Below are 13,772 nucleotides of genomic sequence, written 5' to 3'. Positions count from 1 at the left end.
AATGTACAGATCGGTGGGCGTGGCTTCATTGCCCTGATGATCGGTGCGGGATGAGGAAAAGGATGCGCCAATTAATTTTGGCGCATCCTCCTATCGTTTTATTTGAACAAGTCAGGGTAAACAGTCTTTGCTGCAAGTTCAACAGCTTCCCCGATCCTTGGTCCAGGACGTGACATGACATTTTCATCAAGCAAATGGACGTCATCGTTCTTCACTGCATCGATATCTTCCCAGCCTTTACGCGATTTAATTTCACCAACGGCATCATCTGCATACGTGGCCGTGGTGATGATGGATTTAGGGTTCCTTTTGACGATTTCTTCATCGGATACCTTAACCCAGCCTTTTTGGTCATCAAAGATGTTTTTTATGCCGGCAGTGTCCAGGATTTCATTTTGGAAGGTCTCCGATCCTGCTGTATAGATTTCCGGAGCAGGGCTAATTTCAAAGTATGTTTGTTCCTTTTCATCTAAAGTTTTCACTTTTTCTTCAACACTTGTAATTTGGGATTTGATATCTTTCACTAATTCATCCCCTTTTTCGGCAACACCCATCACTTTAGCAATCTGCCCGATATCACCATATACATCATCGAAATTTGCCGCAGATTTAATGATGAATACAGGGATGCCGGCATCTTCGAGTGGTTTCAGTGCCGTTTCATCACTAATGGTATAAGCTATGATGGCATCAGGTTTCAAGGCAATGATTTTTTCTGTATTGATATTAACAGAGTCTGAAACATGTTCGATATCCTTCGCTTCCTCTGGATAATTATCGAAGTCTGTCACACCAACGACTTTATCACCCTGTTCAAGGGCAAATAAAATTTCCGTATTGCTTGGCTGTAGTGAAACGACCTTTTCCGGGATTTTCTCGAATTTTATTTTCTTACCAGTATCATCCGTAACGGTATAATCCTTGACTTCTTCGCCCTTTTTAGTCTCTTTATTATCCTTTGAGGATTGATCATCGTTCACTCCGCATCCGGTAAGGAAAAGCGTAAGCATCAGCATGGAAATCCAACTGAATCGTAGGGTTCTCTTCATTATTTATTCCTCCGTTTTCTTTTTCATGGGTTTGGTTGGGTATGATTTACTTATAAAAGGAATCTCCTCGATCCCCTGTTGCTTATTGACGTAGACTGCCATCACGAATAATACATTTGCAAGCAAGTGAGCGTAATCAAAAAGTATTCCTGGAATTTCCTTTTCCAGACTTAACTTGTGTAAAGCTCGCACGGACTTTTTGGCTTCACTGCGGCAAGTATGCAAAGTACATGCTGCAGTTGATCCTTGTGGAAGGACGAATGTTTCAATTCGATCCTTCACTTCAGCGACATACCGGTCGTAGATTGCACTTAAACGGTCGAGATCATCGCTGGTAATGGCTAATTTCCCACGGACTGAACCATTTAAATGGTAAGCCATGGGCAACAATTCCATTAAGTCACGGTATACATCGGGGACATCCTCAGTTAGCGAGGCGGCCAAGCCGATTTATGTCGTCAATGAGTCTGTGCGGATTTCAAAATCGACGGTCGATACGGACTCACGCGTGTATGGGTAGCATAAAAAAACGAAAGTCCTTCTTTTCCATAAATCTCCCTCCTTTTACGTATTGGGTGAATGACCTCCGTATTGCTTTTCCCAGCAAAACAAATAGCCGACCAAGAGTTTTGGTCGGCTTCAGGCATCTATGTATCTGTAGTAGAAAAAAGATGGGAGAGCCGTAAAATCTCCTATCTTCCGAAGAGCATAATACGAAGAAAAAAGGCAGGTCTCCTGGCTTGTGCGTCATTTTACTCTAAGAACCTTCCCATTTGGGTTAAATGGCCGGTAATCGGCGTACGATTACATCCTCAAATAGTGGTATGCATCTTATTTCATTAGCACTTACAGTTGCGGAAACAGCTTCGGTTTTAAACCGAATTCCCTATTAAGCTGACAATGCAGCACTCTTTTCTGCTAGGTTCATATTCACTTAGCAACAGTTTACCATACCTTTTTCAATAGACCGCATTAATATTTTTTAGTCAAATTCGTTTATGGTTTACCGAATATCTAGTAAACTTACAATGTAAGGTTTAATTGGAGCTTAATGTAAAATCTTTGATATAGAAAAGGGATTAAATAATAGTGATAATGTGAATCTGTGAATCCCGGGAGGTAGAGAATGATTTATAAGCAGGTCAATCAAAAACTGGAAATGGTTCTGAGGAATATCGAAAAGGTGATTATCGGAAAACGGGATATAGCAGAACTAAGTATCGTGGCACTCCTTTCCGGTGGACATGTCTTATTGGAGGATGTTCCGGGCGTGGGGAAGACAGTCATGGTAAGGGCACTGGCAAAATCTATAGGTGCAAGCTTTAAGCGAATTCAATTCACACCTGATTTACTACCTTCTGATGTTACTGGTGTTTCGATCTTCAATCCTAAGGAACAAGAATTCATTTTTAGGCCAGGTCCGATAATGGGACATATTATTTTAGCCGATGAAATTAACCGGACCTCGCCGAAAACTCAGTCTGCATTGCTTGAAGCCATGGAAGAGGCAAGTGTGACGATTGATGGTGTCACAAGGGGATTGGAGAAGCCGTTCTTCGTAATGGCGACACAAAATCCGATTGAGTACGAGGGAACATATCCGCTTCCGGAGGCTCAATTGGATAGATTCCTATTAAAAATGAAAATGGGCTATCCAGGTGTGGAAGAAGAGATAGAGGTTCTTCATAGAGCTCAATACACGGTACCGCTTGAGGAGCTGGAATCCGTCATAACCTTGAATGAATTGATAGAATTACAGGCTGAGGTAAAAGCTGTGATAGTGGACGACACAATAAAACGATATATTGTTGAATTGGCGAATCGAACACGTACGCATGAAGGGGTCTATTTAGGTGTAAGCCCGCGTGGATCGATAGCATTGATGAAGGCAGCCCAGGCTTACGCGCTGATCCAGGGCAGGGACTATGTTCTGCCGGACGATGTTCAATATTTAGTTCCATTCGTATTTTCCCACCGGCTTATTTTGAAACCTGAAGCGAATTATGATGGCTTCGATGCTGGAATGGTGATACATGAAGTTGTGGCGACAACACAAGTGCCTGTGAAGCGGGCTATGACCTAATGCGCAAATTCATCAACATTTTAAGGGGAAATATGAGTGTGGTCGGACTTGTATTACTCATGACCGTTTCCTTTTGCTATGCAATGTTTCAAGGCGGTTTTGTCAGTTGGTTCATTTTTTATTCATTTTTGCCGTTTTCTGTGTACGCTTCGATTCTGCTGTTTTATCCGCTGCATGATTTGACCGTTGAGAGAAAGGTCAATAAAAGGGAATGCCAGGCCGGCGAATCTGTTGAAATAGCATTGACGTTTACCCGTAAAAACCGGCTGCCCCTATTATTTATGGTGGTAGAGGAGGAATTGCCTCAGCAGCTGGAAGATAGGGGATTACAAAGGAAAATAATTATCTTTCCGGGATTCAGGCGTACCTTCAGCATGTCATATACCTTGGAAAACTTGGAGCGTGGAGAGCATTCGTTTCAATCGATCCGCTTTTGGATTGGGGACTTTTTCGGGTTAGTTGAAAAGGAAGCGATATATAGTTCACCTCTGAAAATTACTGTTTTTCCTCGTTATCATGAGCTTGCCTACAGTGATCTTGATCGAGTGTTCAATCAGGGGGCAGTGGTTTCAACAAAGAAAACACAACGGGAACATTCAGTGGTATCCGGAGTAAGGGAATATCAGCCAGGCGATCAGTTGTCATGGATTAACTGGAAGGCGACGGCCAGAACGAGTGAAATCATGACGAAGGAATTCGAAGTGCAGAAAAACCGGGATGTATTCATCATGCTTGATGAAAAGCCGTCGGATTTATTCGAAGAATCCATTGTAATGGCGGCTTCCGTTGCACACGCCATGTTAAAGAAAGGCATGGAAATTGGGTATGTGAGTATGGGATCGAGGACGATCATACCGGCAGCAGCAGGCAATAACCAGAAACGAAAGATTTTTTACAGTCTTGTAAAAGAAGAGCCGAGTGTTGAAAACGCATTGAACGAAAATGTCAGGAAGGGAATTCTTCCGGCAAACGCTGCAGTGATATTCATCGTTTCAGACTTAACCTTAGAAAAGGTGGACAATTTTAGTGCTTTCCGGCCTAATCAGGGATTAATGTTATGTGTGAAGAAACAGGCAGATCTTACTGATGAGGAAAGGTTGTCAAGTTCTACAGCTGTTTCGAGGGGGATAAAGGTTAGCTTTTTTGAACATGGCCAACTAAAGTTTGATAGATCGGAGGTGATGGCAAAATGAATGTCACTACCGAAAAGTTGGAAAAGTTCATGCATGTCCTAATGTATGTATTTGGTCTGGTGTTGATTACTGAATGGTTAAGACCTGTCGATAAACTCACCGATACAGGTAATATCATCATTTTTATCTTGTTTTTGCTCTATTCCCTGCTACTGCATTATTTCCGCATACATTGGTCAATCCGATTTATTCTCATTAGTGCTTATATAATGATTTCATTACATTTCCTCCATTTAAAAGACGCTTTATTTCAATTGTCATGGCTGAAAGGATTTCTAGCGGATTTTAAGGGCAATCTTGGTTTTATATATGATGGGAATTGGGAGTTGATCACAAATCCATTTCGAACGTTTCTATTTTTTGTCCTTCTTTGGCTTGTAACATATTTGATCCATTACTGGGTGATGGTGAGGCAAAGCATCTTTTTCTTTTTTATGTTAACGGTGATTTTTATATCTGTGCTTGACACATTCACTCCTTATGTGGGGGATATGGCAATGATTAGAATAATCATCATCGGGTTCTTGATGCTAGGCCTGCTGTCCCTGCTGCGACTAACGATACAGGAGAGGATTAAGTTTCCGATGGCTTCCATCAATAAGTGGATTTTGATGCTGACCGGCATGATATTGGTAAGTGTCCTTGTTGGTTTCGCTGCCCCGAAGCTCTCACCGCAGTGGCCGGACCCGGTGCCCTATATTACTTCTTATTCTGATAAAGCGGGGAAAGAAGAAGGCGGTTCGAAGCGTAAAAGTGTCGGATATGATGAAGACGATTCGGAACTTGGGGGTTCGATAGAGCCGGATAGTTCCATCGTTTTTTATAATAATGCTCCTGCAGGACATTACTGGAAAGTCGAGAACAAGGAGATTTATACCGGTAAAGGGTGGGTTTCCATAATGGAAACGGACTTTCACACTTTTTCCAACGGACAGGATATGGCATCATTAGATATTTCCGACGTTCCTGAAGTGGTGAGGACAGAAGAAATGACGGCAAATGTGTCCATGGCGGAATCCTATTCCCATATCCTTCATCCGCAGTCCGGGTATTTAAAAAAGATTGAGGCCAAAAATGGGATGGATTTCAAATATTATCAGGGTATGGACAAAGTTATTTCCGAACAGGATAATGGCGAACGGCTGTCCCTGAAAGAGTATGAGCTTATCTATGATATGCCGAGTTTTGATATAGCTGAGTTAAGGAAGGTAACGGATCCCGACGGATCGATGGATTTAATAATGGAAAAAAACTCTCAGCTTCCAGAGGGATTGCCAAACCGGATATATGAATTGGCATCCCGGCTTACAAGGAATGAAACGAATTGGTACGATAAAGCAAAAGCCATTGAGGATTATTTTGACGGACCTGAATTCATTTATTCAAAGGACGATATTCCGTATCCGGAGAGCAATCAAGATTATGTCGATCAATTTTTATTCGAGACACAGATAGGGTATTGCGATAATTTTTCAAGTGCAATGGTCGTTTTACTAAGAGCCGCCAATATACCTGCAAGGTGGGTAAAGGGTTATACGGAAGGGGAAAAATCAATCCTTGATGGCGAATCCGTTTATAAGGTGACCAATAATAATGCACATTCCTGGGTCGAGGTTTATTTTGCAGAGATAGGCTGGGTTCCCTTCGAGCCGACAAAGGGTTTTGATGGGGAAGTTGAATTTTACGATTCGGAATTGAAACAGGAAGTGATGAAGCCTGAAGAACCCCCAACTATTGAAGAGCAAACAAAGAAAGGGACCAGGGAACGCCAGGATACACCCGATAGGGAAACTCGATCACCCGTGAAAACTGGTATTGTGAATATGGAATGGTTCTTAAAATGGACTGCCATCACACTGTCAGGTGTATTGATACTCGCTTCCATCGGTTATTTCTTCAGAAGGAAGTGGATTCCTCATCTGCAGATTCTTCGTTATAGAAAGAAAACCGGTGCTCATTTCTCGACAGCCTATTTAATATTATTGAAACAATTAAAACGAGCTGGTTTGGTTCGTCCGGAGGGGCAAACTTTAAGGGAGTACGCCGCCTATGTGGATGCAGTGTACGATACGGATGAGATGAGTGAATTGACGGCTAAATATGAGTTAATGATATATCGTGGAGACGTGGAAGATGGCGAATGGAAACACTTTCAAAAGGGTTGGGAAAGTTTAATGAGAAAAACTAGCTCTTGACCAGGTTTTTATTATATTGATACAATAACAAAAACTAACTTAAACTAATATATCCTTCATATATCCTCGATAATATGGATCGAAAGTTTCTACCGAATCACCGTAAATGATTTGACTATGAAGGCGGATTTTAACAGGAAAGCTGAAAATCTGCCTTCGTCTATACTTTTTCTGTATTTTTGAGGGTGGATTTTTAGTTTTTCTTTTTTTATGATAATATTTTTTATAAGAAATTATCACTCGATTTTATGAGTGAATTACATTGATAGAGGTGACGTTTGTGCCGGGGAAAACAGAATTGCAAAAAAACCAGGAAATGATCGTAGTACTTGATTTCGGAAGCCAATATAATCAATTGATCACTCGTCGTATCCGCGAATTTGGTGTGTACAGTGAGCTTCATCCTCATACAATTACTGTAGAAGAAATCGAGAAAATGAACCCAACGGGAATTATTTTCTCAGGGGGTCCGAACAGTGTTTATGATGCAAATGCATTTGGTTGTGATGAACGCATATTCGAAATGGGCCTTCCGATTTTCGGTATTTGTTATGGCATGCAGCTTATGACTAAACATTTTGGCGGTAAGGTGGAGCCAGCGAAAAACCGTGAATACGGAAAAGCGACACTTTCCATTCAAAATGAGTCTAAGTTATTCAGCGACCTGCCGAAAGAACAAATCGTCTGGATGAGCCATGGTGATTTAGTGGTGGAAACGCCTGAAGGTTTCAAAGTTGATGGGACGAACCCGTCTTGCCCAATTTCGGCTATGAGTGACGAGTCACGTAAATTGTATGCCGTGCAATTCCATCCTGAAGTCCGTCATTCGGTATACGGTAATGACATTTTGAAAAATTTCGTATTCGGCGTTTGTGGCTGTAAAGGTGACTGGTCAATGGAGAACTTCATTGAAATAGAGATGGAGAAAATCCGCCAAACGGTCGGGGATAAAAAAGTGTTATGCGCATTGAGCGGCGGTGTGGATTCATCCGTGGTTGCTGTTTTGATCCATAAAGCAATTGGCGATCAGCTGACATGTATTTTCGTTGATCATGGATTACTTCGTAAAGGGGAAGCCGAAGGTGTAATGGAAACATTCAGTGAAGGCTTCAATATGAACGTAATCAAGGTCGATGCAAAAGAACGTTTCCTATCGAAACTTGCTGGCGTTTCAGATCCGGAACAAAAACGGAAAATCATCGGTAACGAGTTCATCTACGTATTCGATGACGAAGCAACGAAGCTCCAAGGAATTGATTTCCTTGCACAGGGTACACTTTACACAGATATTATCGAGAGTGGTACGGCCACTGCACAAACAATTAAATCGCATCACAACGTTGGCGGTCTGCCGGAAGATATGCAATTTAAATTGATTGAGCCTTTGAATACTCTATTCAAGGATGAAGTGCGTGCGCTTGGAAGTGAAATGGGCATTCCGGATGAAATCGTTTGGCGTCAACCATTCCCGGGCCCAGGTTTAGGTATTCGTGTATTAGGCGAAATTTCAGATGAAAAACTTGAAATCGTTCGTGAATCTGACCATATCTTACGTGAAGAAATTAAAAAGAATGGTTTGGAACGTGAAATTTGGCAGTACTTTACGGTGCTTCCTAACATACGAAGCGTTGGGGTAATGGGCGACGCGCGTACGTATGATTACACAATCGGGATCCGTGCGGTTACATCCATTGACGGAATGACATCCGATTGGGCGAGAATCCCATGGGATGTACTCGAAATCATCTCAACGAGAATCGTTAATGAAGTAAACCATGTAAACCGCGTCGTGTATGACATTACGTCTAAGCCGCCTGCAACGATCGAGTGGGAATAGAAGATAAAAATCATCCAATCAGTGAAGGAATTAACCTTCACTGATTTTTTTTTGGTTAAAATAATTTTTGAATTTGTAGATTACTTACATTTCCCGTATGTTGGCGAATATATAGCCATAATAAGTAAGGAATATATAGCGAAAAGCGAACATTGCCTAAAATTACATAAAAAATATTCGTTTGGTATATTGACGATTATTTTAGTGATTGGTACACTATACCTATAATAATAAAAAAACATAATTGTCGTATAATATTGGGGATATGGCCCAAAAGTTTCTACCAAGCTGCCGTGAACGGCTTGACTACGATGTGTATGGATTGGCGAGTATGGATACACCGCCACTTCTTTACATGACCGCAGTCAAGCCCCGTTCGAAAGTGAATGGGGCATTTTCTGTTGGCTTATGATTTTACGATAGGGGAGACTCATAATGAAAAATTATTTTCGGTTTAACGAGCTGGGAACTAATTATCGCCGTGAAATACTTGGCGGACTAACTACATTCCTTTCAATGGCATATATCCTGGTTGTTAACCCCGTGATGCTGACTTTACAAAGCATCGAGGACTATCCGGATGAATTGAGAATGGACTACGGAGCGGTTTTTGCAGCTACCGCCTTAGCAGCCGCGATTGGCTCGATATTGATGGGACTTATAGCCAGGTATCCGATCTCTCTTGCCCCGGGCATGGGATTGAATGCTTTCTTCGCTTTTACCGTTGTACTTGGTTTTGGGATTCCTTGGCAGACGGCTTTATCAGGGGTATTGATTTCAGGTATAATCTTCGTTTTGCTTTCATTATCGGGAATACGTGAGAAAATCATTAATGCAATTCCGGTCGAATTGAAATACGCAGTTGGAGCCGGTATCGGTTTGTTCATTACCTTTGTAGGGTTTCAGAATGCTGGAATCATCACGAATGATGACAGCGTACTTGTCGGACTGGGCGACTTGACATCAGGAAATACTTTATTGGCTGTCTTCGGGATTGTCGTAACCGTCATTTTGATGACGAGAGGCGTTAAAAGCGGCGTGTTCATAGGAATGGTCATTACGGCCATTGCAGGAATGATCTTTGGACAAGTTCCGGTGCCGGAGAAAATAATCGGTGCCGTTCCTAGTATAGCGCCAACATTCGGAGTTGCGTTCGATGCCTTCGGAAATCCCGGTGATCTCTTCACTGGTCAAATGTTAATCGTGATTTTGACCTTCTTGTTCGTAGCCTTCTTTGATACAGCCGGTACGTTAGTGGCTGTTGCGCAACAAGCTGGACTGATGAAGGATAATGTTCTTCCTAGAGTGGGAAAAGGATTACTTGCTGATTCATTATCCATCGTTTCAGGTGCAATTCTTGGTACATCCACCACGACATCTTATGTAGAGTCTACATCAGGTGTTGCTGCTGGTGCTCGAAGCGGTTTTGCGGCTGTAGTGACAGGGTTGCTGTTTGTCCTATCCCTTTTCTTCTTCCCGCTTCTTTCAGTTGTGACATCTGCGGTGACTGCGCCGGCATTGGTTATAGTCGGAGTGTTAATGGCATCATCACTTAAAAATATTGACTGGCAGAAGTTCGAAATTGCGGTTCCGGCCTTCTTTACGGTCATCATGATGCCTATGACATATTCAATTGCGACAGGTATAGCTTGCGGATTCATTTTCTATCCGGTCACCATGTCGATGAAAGGAAGAGCTAAAGAGGTTCACCCGATCATGTGGGGTCTTGGAGTCGTCTTCCTGCTATATTTCATTTTCTTGAAGTAATAATGCTAGTAAGTAAGGAGAGTCCCGATTTCGGGGCTCTTCTTTCATGTTGTAAGAGAAAGCTCATATCGTGTATAGTAAAAGGACTAAGTACTAAGTACTTTATCCTGTTTGGGGCATAGGGATGACTTTGAGAAAAAAAGAGGGAGAAAAATGAATGGCTTTATCGTTGAAAAGGTTTTGAACAATAACGTGGTGATTGCCACGCATCCGTCGTATGGAGAAGTCGTTTCTATTGGAAAGGGCTTGGGCTTCAACCGAAAGAAGGGCGAAGAGTTAAGTCCGGAACTTGCGGAGAAAACGTTTGTCCTGAAAAATGTTAAGGAACAGGAAAGTTACAAAAAACTTTTGCCGCAGATCGATCAAAATCTTCAAGCTGCCATTATAGAATCCATTCATCTCATTAACGACCGAGTAACTGGAAAACTCAATGAACATATACATGTTGGTTTAACTGATCATTTATTGTTCGCCCTTCAGCGTGTTTCACAAGGAATGACTATCAAAAACCCATTCTTGAAAGAAACGATAACCCTTTATCCTTTTGAACATGATATTGCTGTTGATGTAATCGAATTAATTCAAGATAAGACAGGTATAGGCCTGCCCCAAGGGGAAATTGGTTTTATTACGCTTCATATTCATAGTGCAATATCAAATAAAGACTTATCGGAAGTCAATCAGCATTCGCAGTTAATCTATCATCTTATCCAAGTCGTTGAAGAGCAGCTCGACGTACAAATTAATAAGGATAGCATAGACTATTCACGTTTGGTCCGTCATTTAAGATTCATGATAGACAGGGTGTTGGCTGGGGAAAAAGTAGAGGAACCTGAAAAAATAGCAATGCTATTGAAAGAAGAATATCCTCTGTGTTACAATATCTCTTGGAAGCTAATAAAAATTATGCAGCAGAAATTAGGCAGACCGGTTTGTGATGCGGAAGCTGTCTATCTAACGATGCATATCCAACGATTACAAAAGAAAATTAAATAAACATACATTAACTTACGTGTTACTGATTCGATCAGGCATAAGTGAGGAGAATGATTGTTATGAAAGAGGGTATTATATACCTGAATTTTCATTTCAATCCTATCTTTGCTTATGCCTTTTTTGTATTTGAATTCTGATGCGTGGGAAGATGAATACCATCGTTAGATGTAACCGTTTTATTAGCATGGAAAAACAGTAAAGAGGAGGAAAACCTATGTTTAAGAAGTTGTTTGGTGTTTTGCAAAAAATCGGAAAAGCTTTGATGCTTCCTGTAGCCATTTTACCGGCGGCCGGAATTTTGCTTGCGTTTGGTAATGCATTGCAAAACGAAACTTTGTTGGATATCGCCCCGTTTCTTGCGAGTGGCGGAGTGGAAATGGTTGCATCGGTAATGGAGAATGCCGGAAATATTATTTTTGGGAATCTTCCCTTGTTGTTTGCTGTGGGGGTCGCGATTGGGTTAGCTGGCGGAGATGGTGTTGCCGGCCTGGCTGCGATTATCGGGTTCTTGATTATGAATGTAACGATGGGAACTGTTCTTGGGATTGACGCTGCCGACATTGAGAGCAATGGTGCGGTGTATAGTAATGTTCTGGGAATCCCGACGTTGGGGACGGGCGTGTTCGGCGGTATTATTGTCGGTGTCATGGCTGCTGTTATGTATAATAAATTTTATGAAATTGAACTGCCTTCTTATTTAGGATTCTTTGCAGGTAAACGTTTTGTGCCAATTGTAACAGCCGCAAGCGCAGTTATTCTTGGGTTGTTGATGATTTTGGTTTGGCCGACGATTCAATCGGGGTTAAACTCATTTTCCGAAAATATGTTAGGTGCTAATCTGACTCTGGGAGCTTTCGTGTTTGGGGTTGTAGAACGTGCGCTGATTCCTTTTGGATTGCATCATATCTTCTATTCGCCATTCTGGTTCGAATTTGGCAGCTATATCCCTCAAGGCGGGGGAACGCCAGTCAGAGGAGACCAAGCCATCTTCATGGCACAAATTAAAGATGGCGTACAGAATTTAACTGCAGGTACTTTCATGACTGGTAAATATCCATTTATGATGTTCGGTTTACCAGCTGCGGCTTTGGCCATTTATCATGAAGCAAGACCGGAAAGAAAGAAAATAGTCGGGGGCTTGATGGCTTCTGCGGCACTTACATCTTTCTTGACGGGGATTACTGAGCCACTTGAATTTGCCTTCTTATTTGTTGCACCGGTACTTTTCGGGATTCACTGTCTGTTTGCAGGTCTATCATTCATGACCATGCATTTACTGGACGTGAAAATCGGGATGACGTTCTCGGGTGGGTTGATCGATTACGTTCTGTTTGGTTTAATTAATCCTCAAACCAATGCTTGGATTGTTATTCCGGTTGGTTTGGTCTTTGCGCTTATCTATTACTTTGGATTCCGATTTGCGATAAGAACGTTTAACCTAAAAACTCCTGGTCGTGAAGTAGAAGAGGACGAGGAAGCGGAAGGATCTGCAAGTACAGCTGGAAGTCTTCCTGGCGATATCTTGGATGCTATGGGTGGAAAAGAAAATATTTCTCACTTAGATGCTTGCATTACCCGTCTTCGTGTATCAGTCAATGACATCGGTAACGTTGATAAAAATAGGCTCAAAAAACTTGGTGCCGCTGGAGTTCTGGAAGTGGGCAATAACATCCAGGCAATCTTCGGTCCGCGTTCAGAAACGATTAAGGGGCAAATGAAAGATATCATCGATGGAAAAAGGCCTCGTAAAGTAGAAGCCTCTCCTGAAGAGGGCGTGGAAAAACAAATCGAGGATATCGTCCCGAAACCTTTGCGGACGGATGAAGTTTCCGAGCGTTTTGTTTCTCCTATTAAAGGGGAATTAAAACCGATTACGGAAGTACCTGATGCAGTTTTTGCTGAAAAAATGATGGGTGATGGATTTGCCATTGTACCGGAGGAAGGATTGGTTGTTTCTCCTGTAGACGGCACGATCGTCAACCTATTCCCGACTAAACATGCAATAGGTATTGTTTCCGAAGCTGGACGTGAAATCTTGATACATGTCGGGATCGATACAGTTAAGTTAGAAGGCAAAGGTTTCGAAGCACTTGTCGCTCAAGGAGATAAAGTGACAAGCGGACAGCCATTGCTTAAAGTTGATATAGAGTATGTCAAAAACAATGCCAGCTCTATCATTACGCCAATCGTCTTTACTAACCTTTCCGAAGGTGAAAGTGTGAAGATTGAAAAGGCCGGAAATGTAGATAGGGAAGAAGCGGACGTAATTTCCTTCAATAAATAATCATTAATAACAGGAGGGTGGCTATAATCAGCTGCCCTCCTGTTTTTGATGATTCATTAGCAGGGTCCGGCTTCTATAGAAAGAAAGTAGTGTATATATAGAAGAAGGTGGTTCATGAAAAAAAATGAAGGGAATTTTAAAAGATTAAATTGACTTATCTATATGCAAGTGCTAATATATTAAATACACCGCTTGAGACAAAAAAGATAAACAAGTAAATGATAACTTGTTGTTGACTTTATGTTTGAAAGGTGTTAGACTAATAAAGTCGCTAAAGAAGCGATGGGGAATATTGCTCTTTGAAAACTGAACAAAACAAAGCGCCAACGTTAAATTTTAAGTGAGCACACACTATTAAAAAAGCAAAT

Annotated in this window: 9 protein-coding genes and 3 riboswitches; of the genes, 7 read left to right on the top strand and 2 right to left on the bottom strand. The window is 41.7% G+C overall.

From position 1 onward, the window contains the following. Positions 1-98 precede the first annotated feature (98 nt). Together ACFX4I_RS19945 and ACFX4I_RS19940 are read right to left on the bottom strand one after the other, a co-directional pair. Positions 99-1,049 (bottom strand): ABC transporter substrate-binding protein, encoded by a 951-nt coding sequence (locus ACFX4I_RS19945; RefSeq protein WP_377422576.1) that lies wholly within the window; start codon positions 1,047-1,049, stop codon positions 99-101. A gap of 3 nt (positions 1,050-1,052) precedes the next feature. Continuing rightward, positions 1,053-1,430 (bottom strand): hypothetical protein, encoded by a 378-nt coding sequence (locus ACFX4I_RS19940; protein ID WP_377422574.1) that lies wholly within the window; start codon positions 1,428-1,430, stop codon positions 1,053-1,055. A 327-nt stretch (positions 1,431-1,757) separates the two neighbouring features. Then, positions 1,758-1,976: riboswitch (cobalamin riboswitch) on the bottom strand. A gap of 199 nt (positions 1,977-2,175) precedes the next feature. Here ACFX4I_RS19940 and ACFX4I_RS19935 point away from each other — a divergent pair. The 7 genes from ACFX4I_RS19935 to ptsG all read left to right on the top strand — a co-directional run bounded on the left by ACFX4I_RS19935 (position 2,176) and on the right by ptsG (position 13,404). Beyond that, complete coding sequence (locus tag ACFX4I_RS19935) at positions 2,176-3,132, top strand: AAA family ATPase (RefSeq protein WP_377422572.1); 957 nt, start codon at positions 2,176-2,178, stop codon at positions 3,130-3,132. A 32-nt stretch (positions 3,133-3,164) separates the two neighbouring features. After that, positions 3,165-4,325 carry a DUF58 domain-containing protein gene (locus ACFX4I_RS19930; protein ID WP_377422570.1) on the top strand — a complete coding sequence of 387 codons (1,161 nt, stop codon included), beginning with the start codon at positions 3,165-3,167 and terminating at the stop codon, positions 4,323-4,325. Then, on the top strand, positions 4,322-6,520 hold the full coding sequence (locus tag ACFX4I_RS19925) for a DUF4129 domain-containing transglutaminase family protein (RefSeq protein WP_377422568.1): 2,199 nt from the start codon (positions 4,322-4,324) through the stop codon (positions 6,518-6,520). The genes ACFX4I_RS19930 and ACFX4I_RS19925 overlap by 4 nt, the downstream gene beginning before the upstream one ends. A gap of 36 nt (positions 6,521-6,556) precedes the next feature. After that, positions 6,557-6,658, top strand: a riboswitch (purine riboswitch). A gap of 142 nt (positions 6,659-6,800) precedes the next feature. Further along, complete coding sequence (gene guaA / locus ACFX4I_RS19920; protein ID WP_377422566.1) at positions 6,801-8,357, top strand: glutamine-hydrolyzing GMP synthase; 1,557 nt, start codon at positions 6,801-6,803, stop codon at positions 8,355-8,357. A 227-nt stretch (positions 8,358-8,584) separates the two neighbouring features. After that, positions 8,585-8,686, top strand: a riboswitch (purine riboswitch). A 106-nt stretch (positions 8,687-8,792) separates the two neighbouring features. Next, positions 8,793-10,124, top strand: coding sequence for an NCS2 family permease (locus ACFX4I_RS19915; protein WP_230301842.1), 1,332 nt, complete (start codon positions 8,793-8,795; stop codon positions 10,122-10,124). Between the two features lie 153 nt (positions 10,125-10,277). Next, the gene (gene glcT / locus ACFX4I_RS19910) at positions 10,278-11,120 is read left to right on the top strand and encodes a glucose PTS transporter transcription antiterminator GlcT (RefSeq protein ID WP_283932491.1); all 843 of its coding nucleotides are present in this window, start codon (positions 10,278-10,280) and stop codon (positions 11,118-11,120) included. A 214-nt stretch (positions 11,121-11,334) separates the two neighbouring features. Continuing rightward, complete coding sequence (ptsG, locus tag ACFX4I_RS19905; protein ID WP_309519547.1) at positions 11,335-13,404, top strand: glucose-specific PTS transporter subunit IIBC; 2,070 nt, start codon at positions 11,335-11,337, stop codon at positions 13,402-13,404. The last annotated feature ends 368 nt before the right edge of the window (positions 13,405-13,772 follow it).

Source organism: Peribacillus sp. YIM B13472, assembly GCF_042788005.1.
Taxonomy (GTDB): domain Bacteria; phylum Bacillota; class Bacilli; order Bacillales; family DSM-1321; genus Peribacillus; species Peribacillus simplex_E.
Note: the sequence above shows the minus strand (reverse complement) of the source record. Positions and strands in the feature narration are given on the sequence as shown.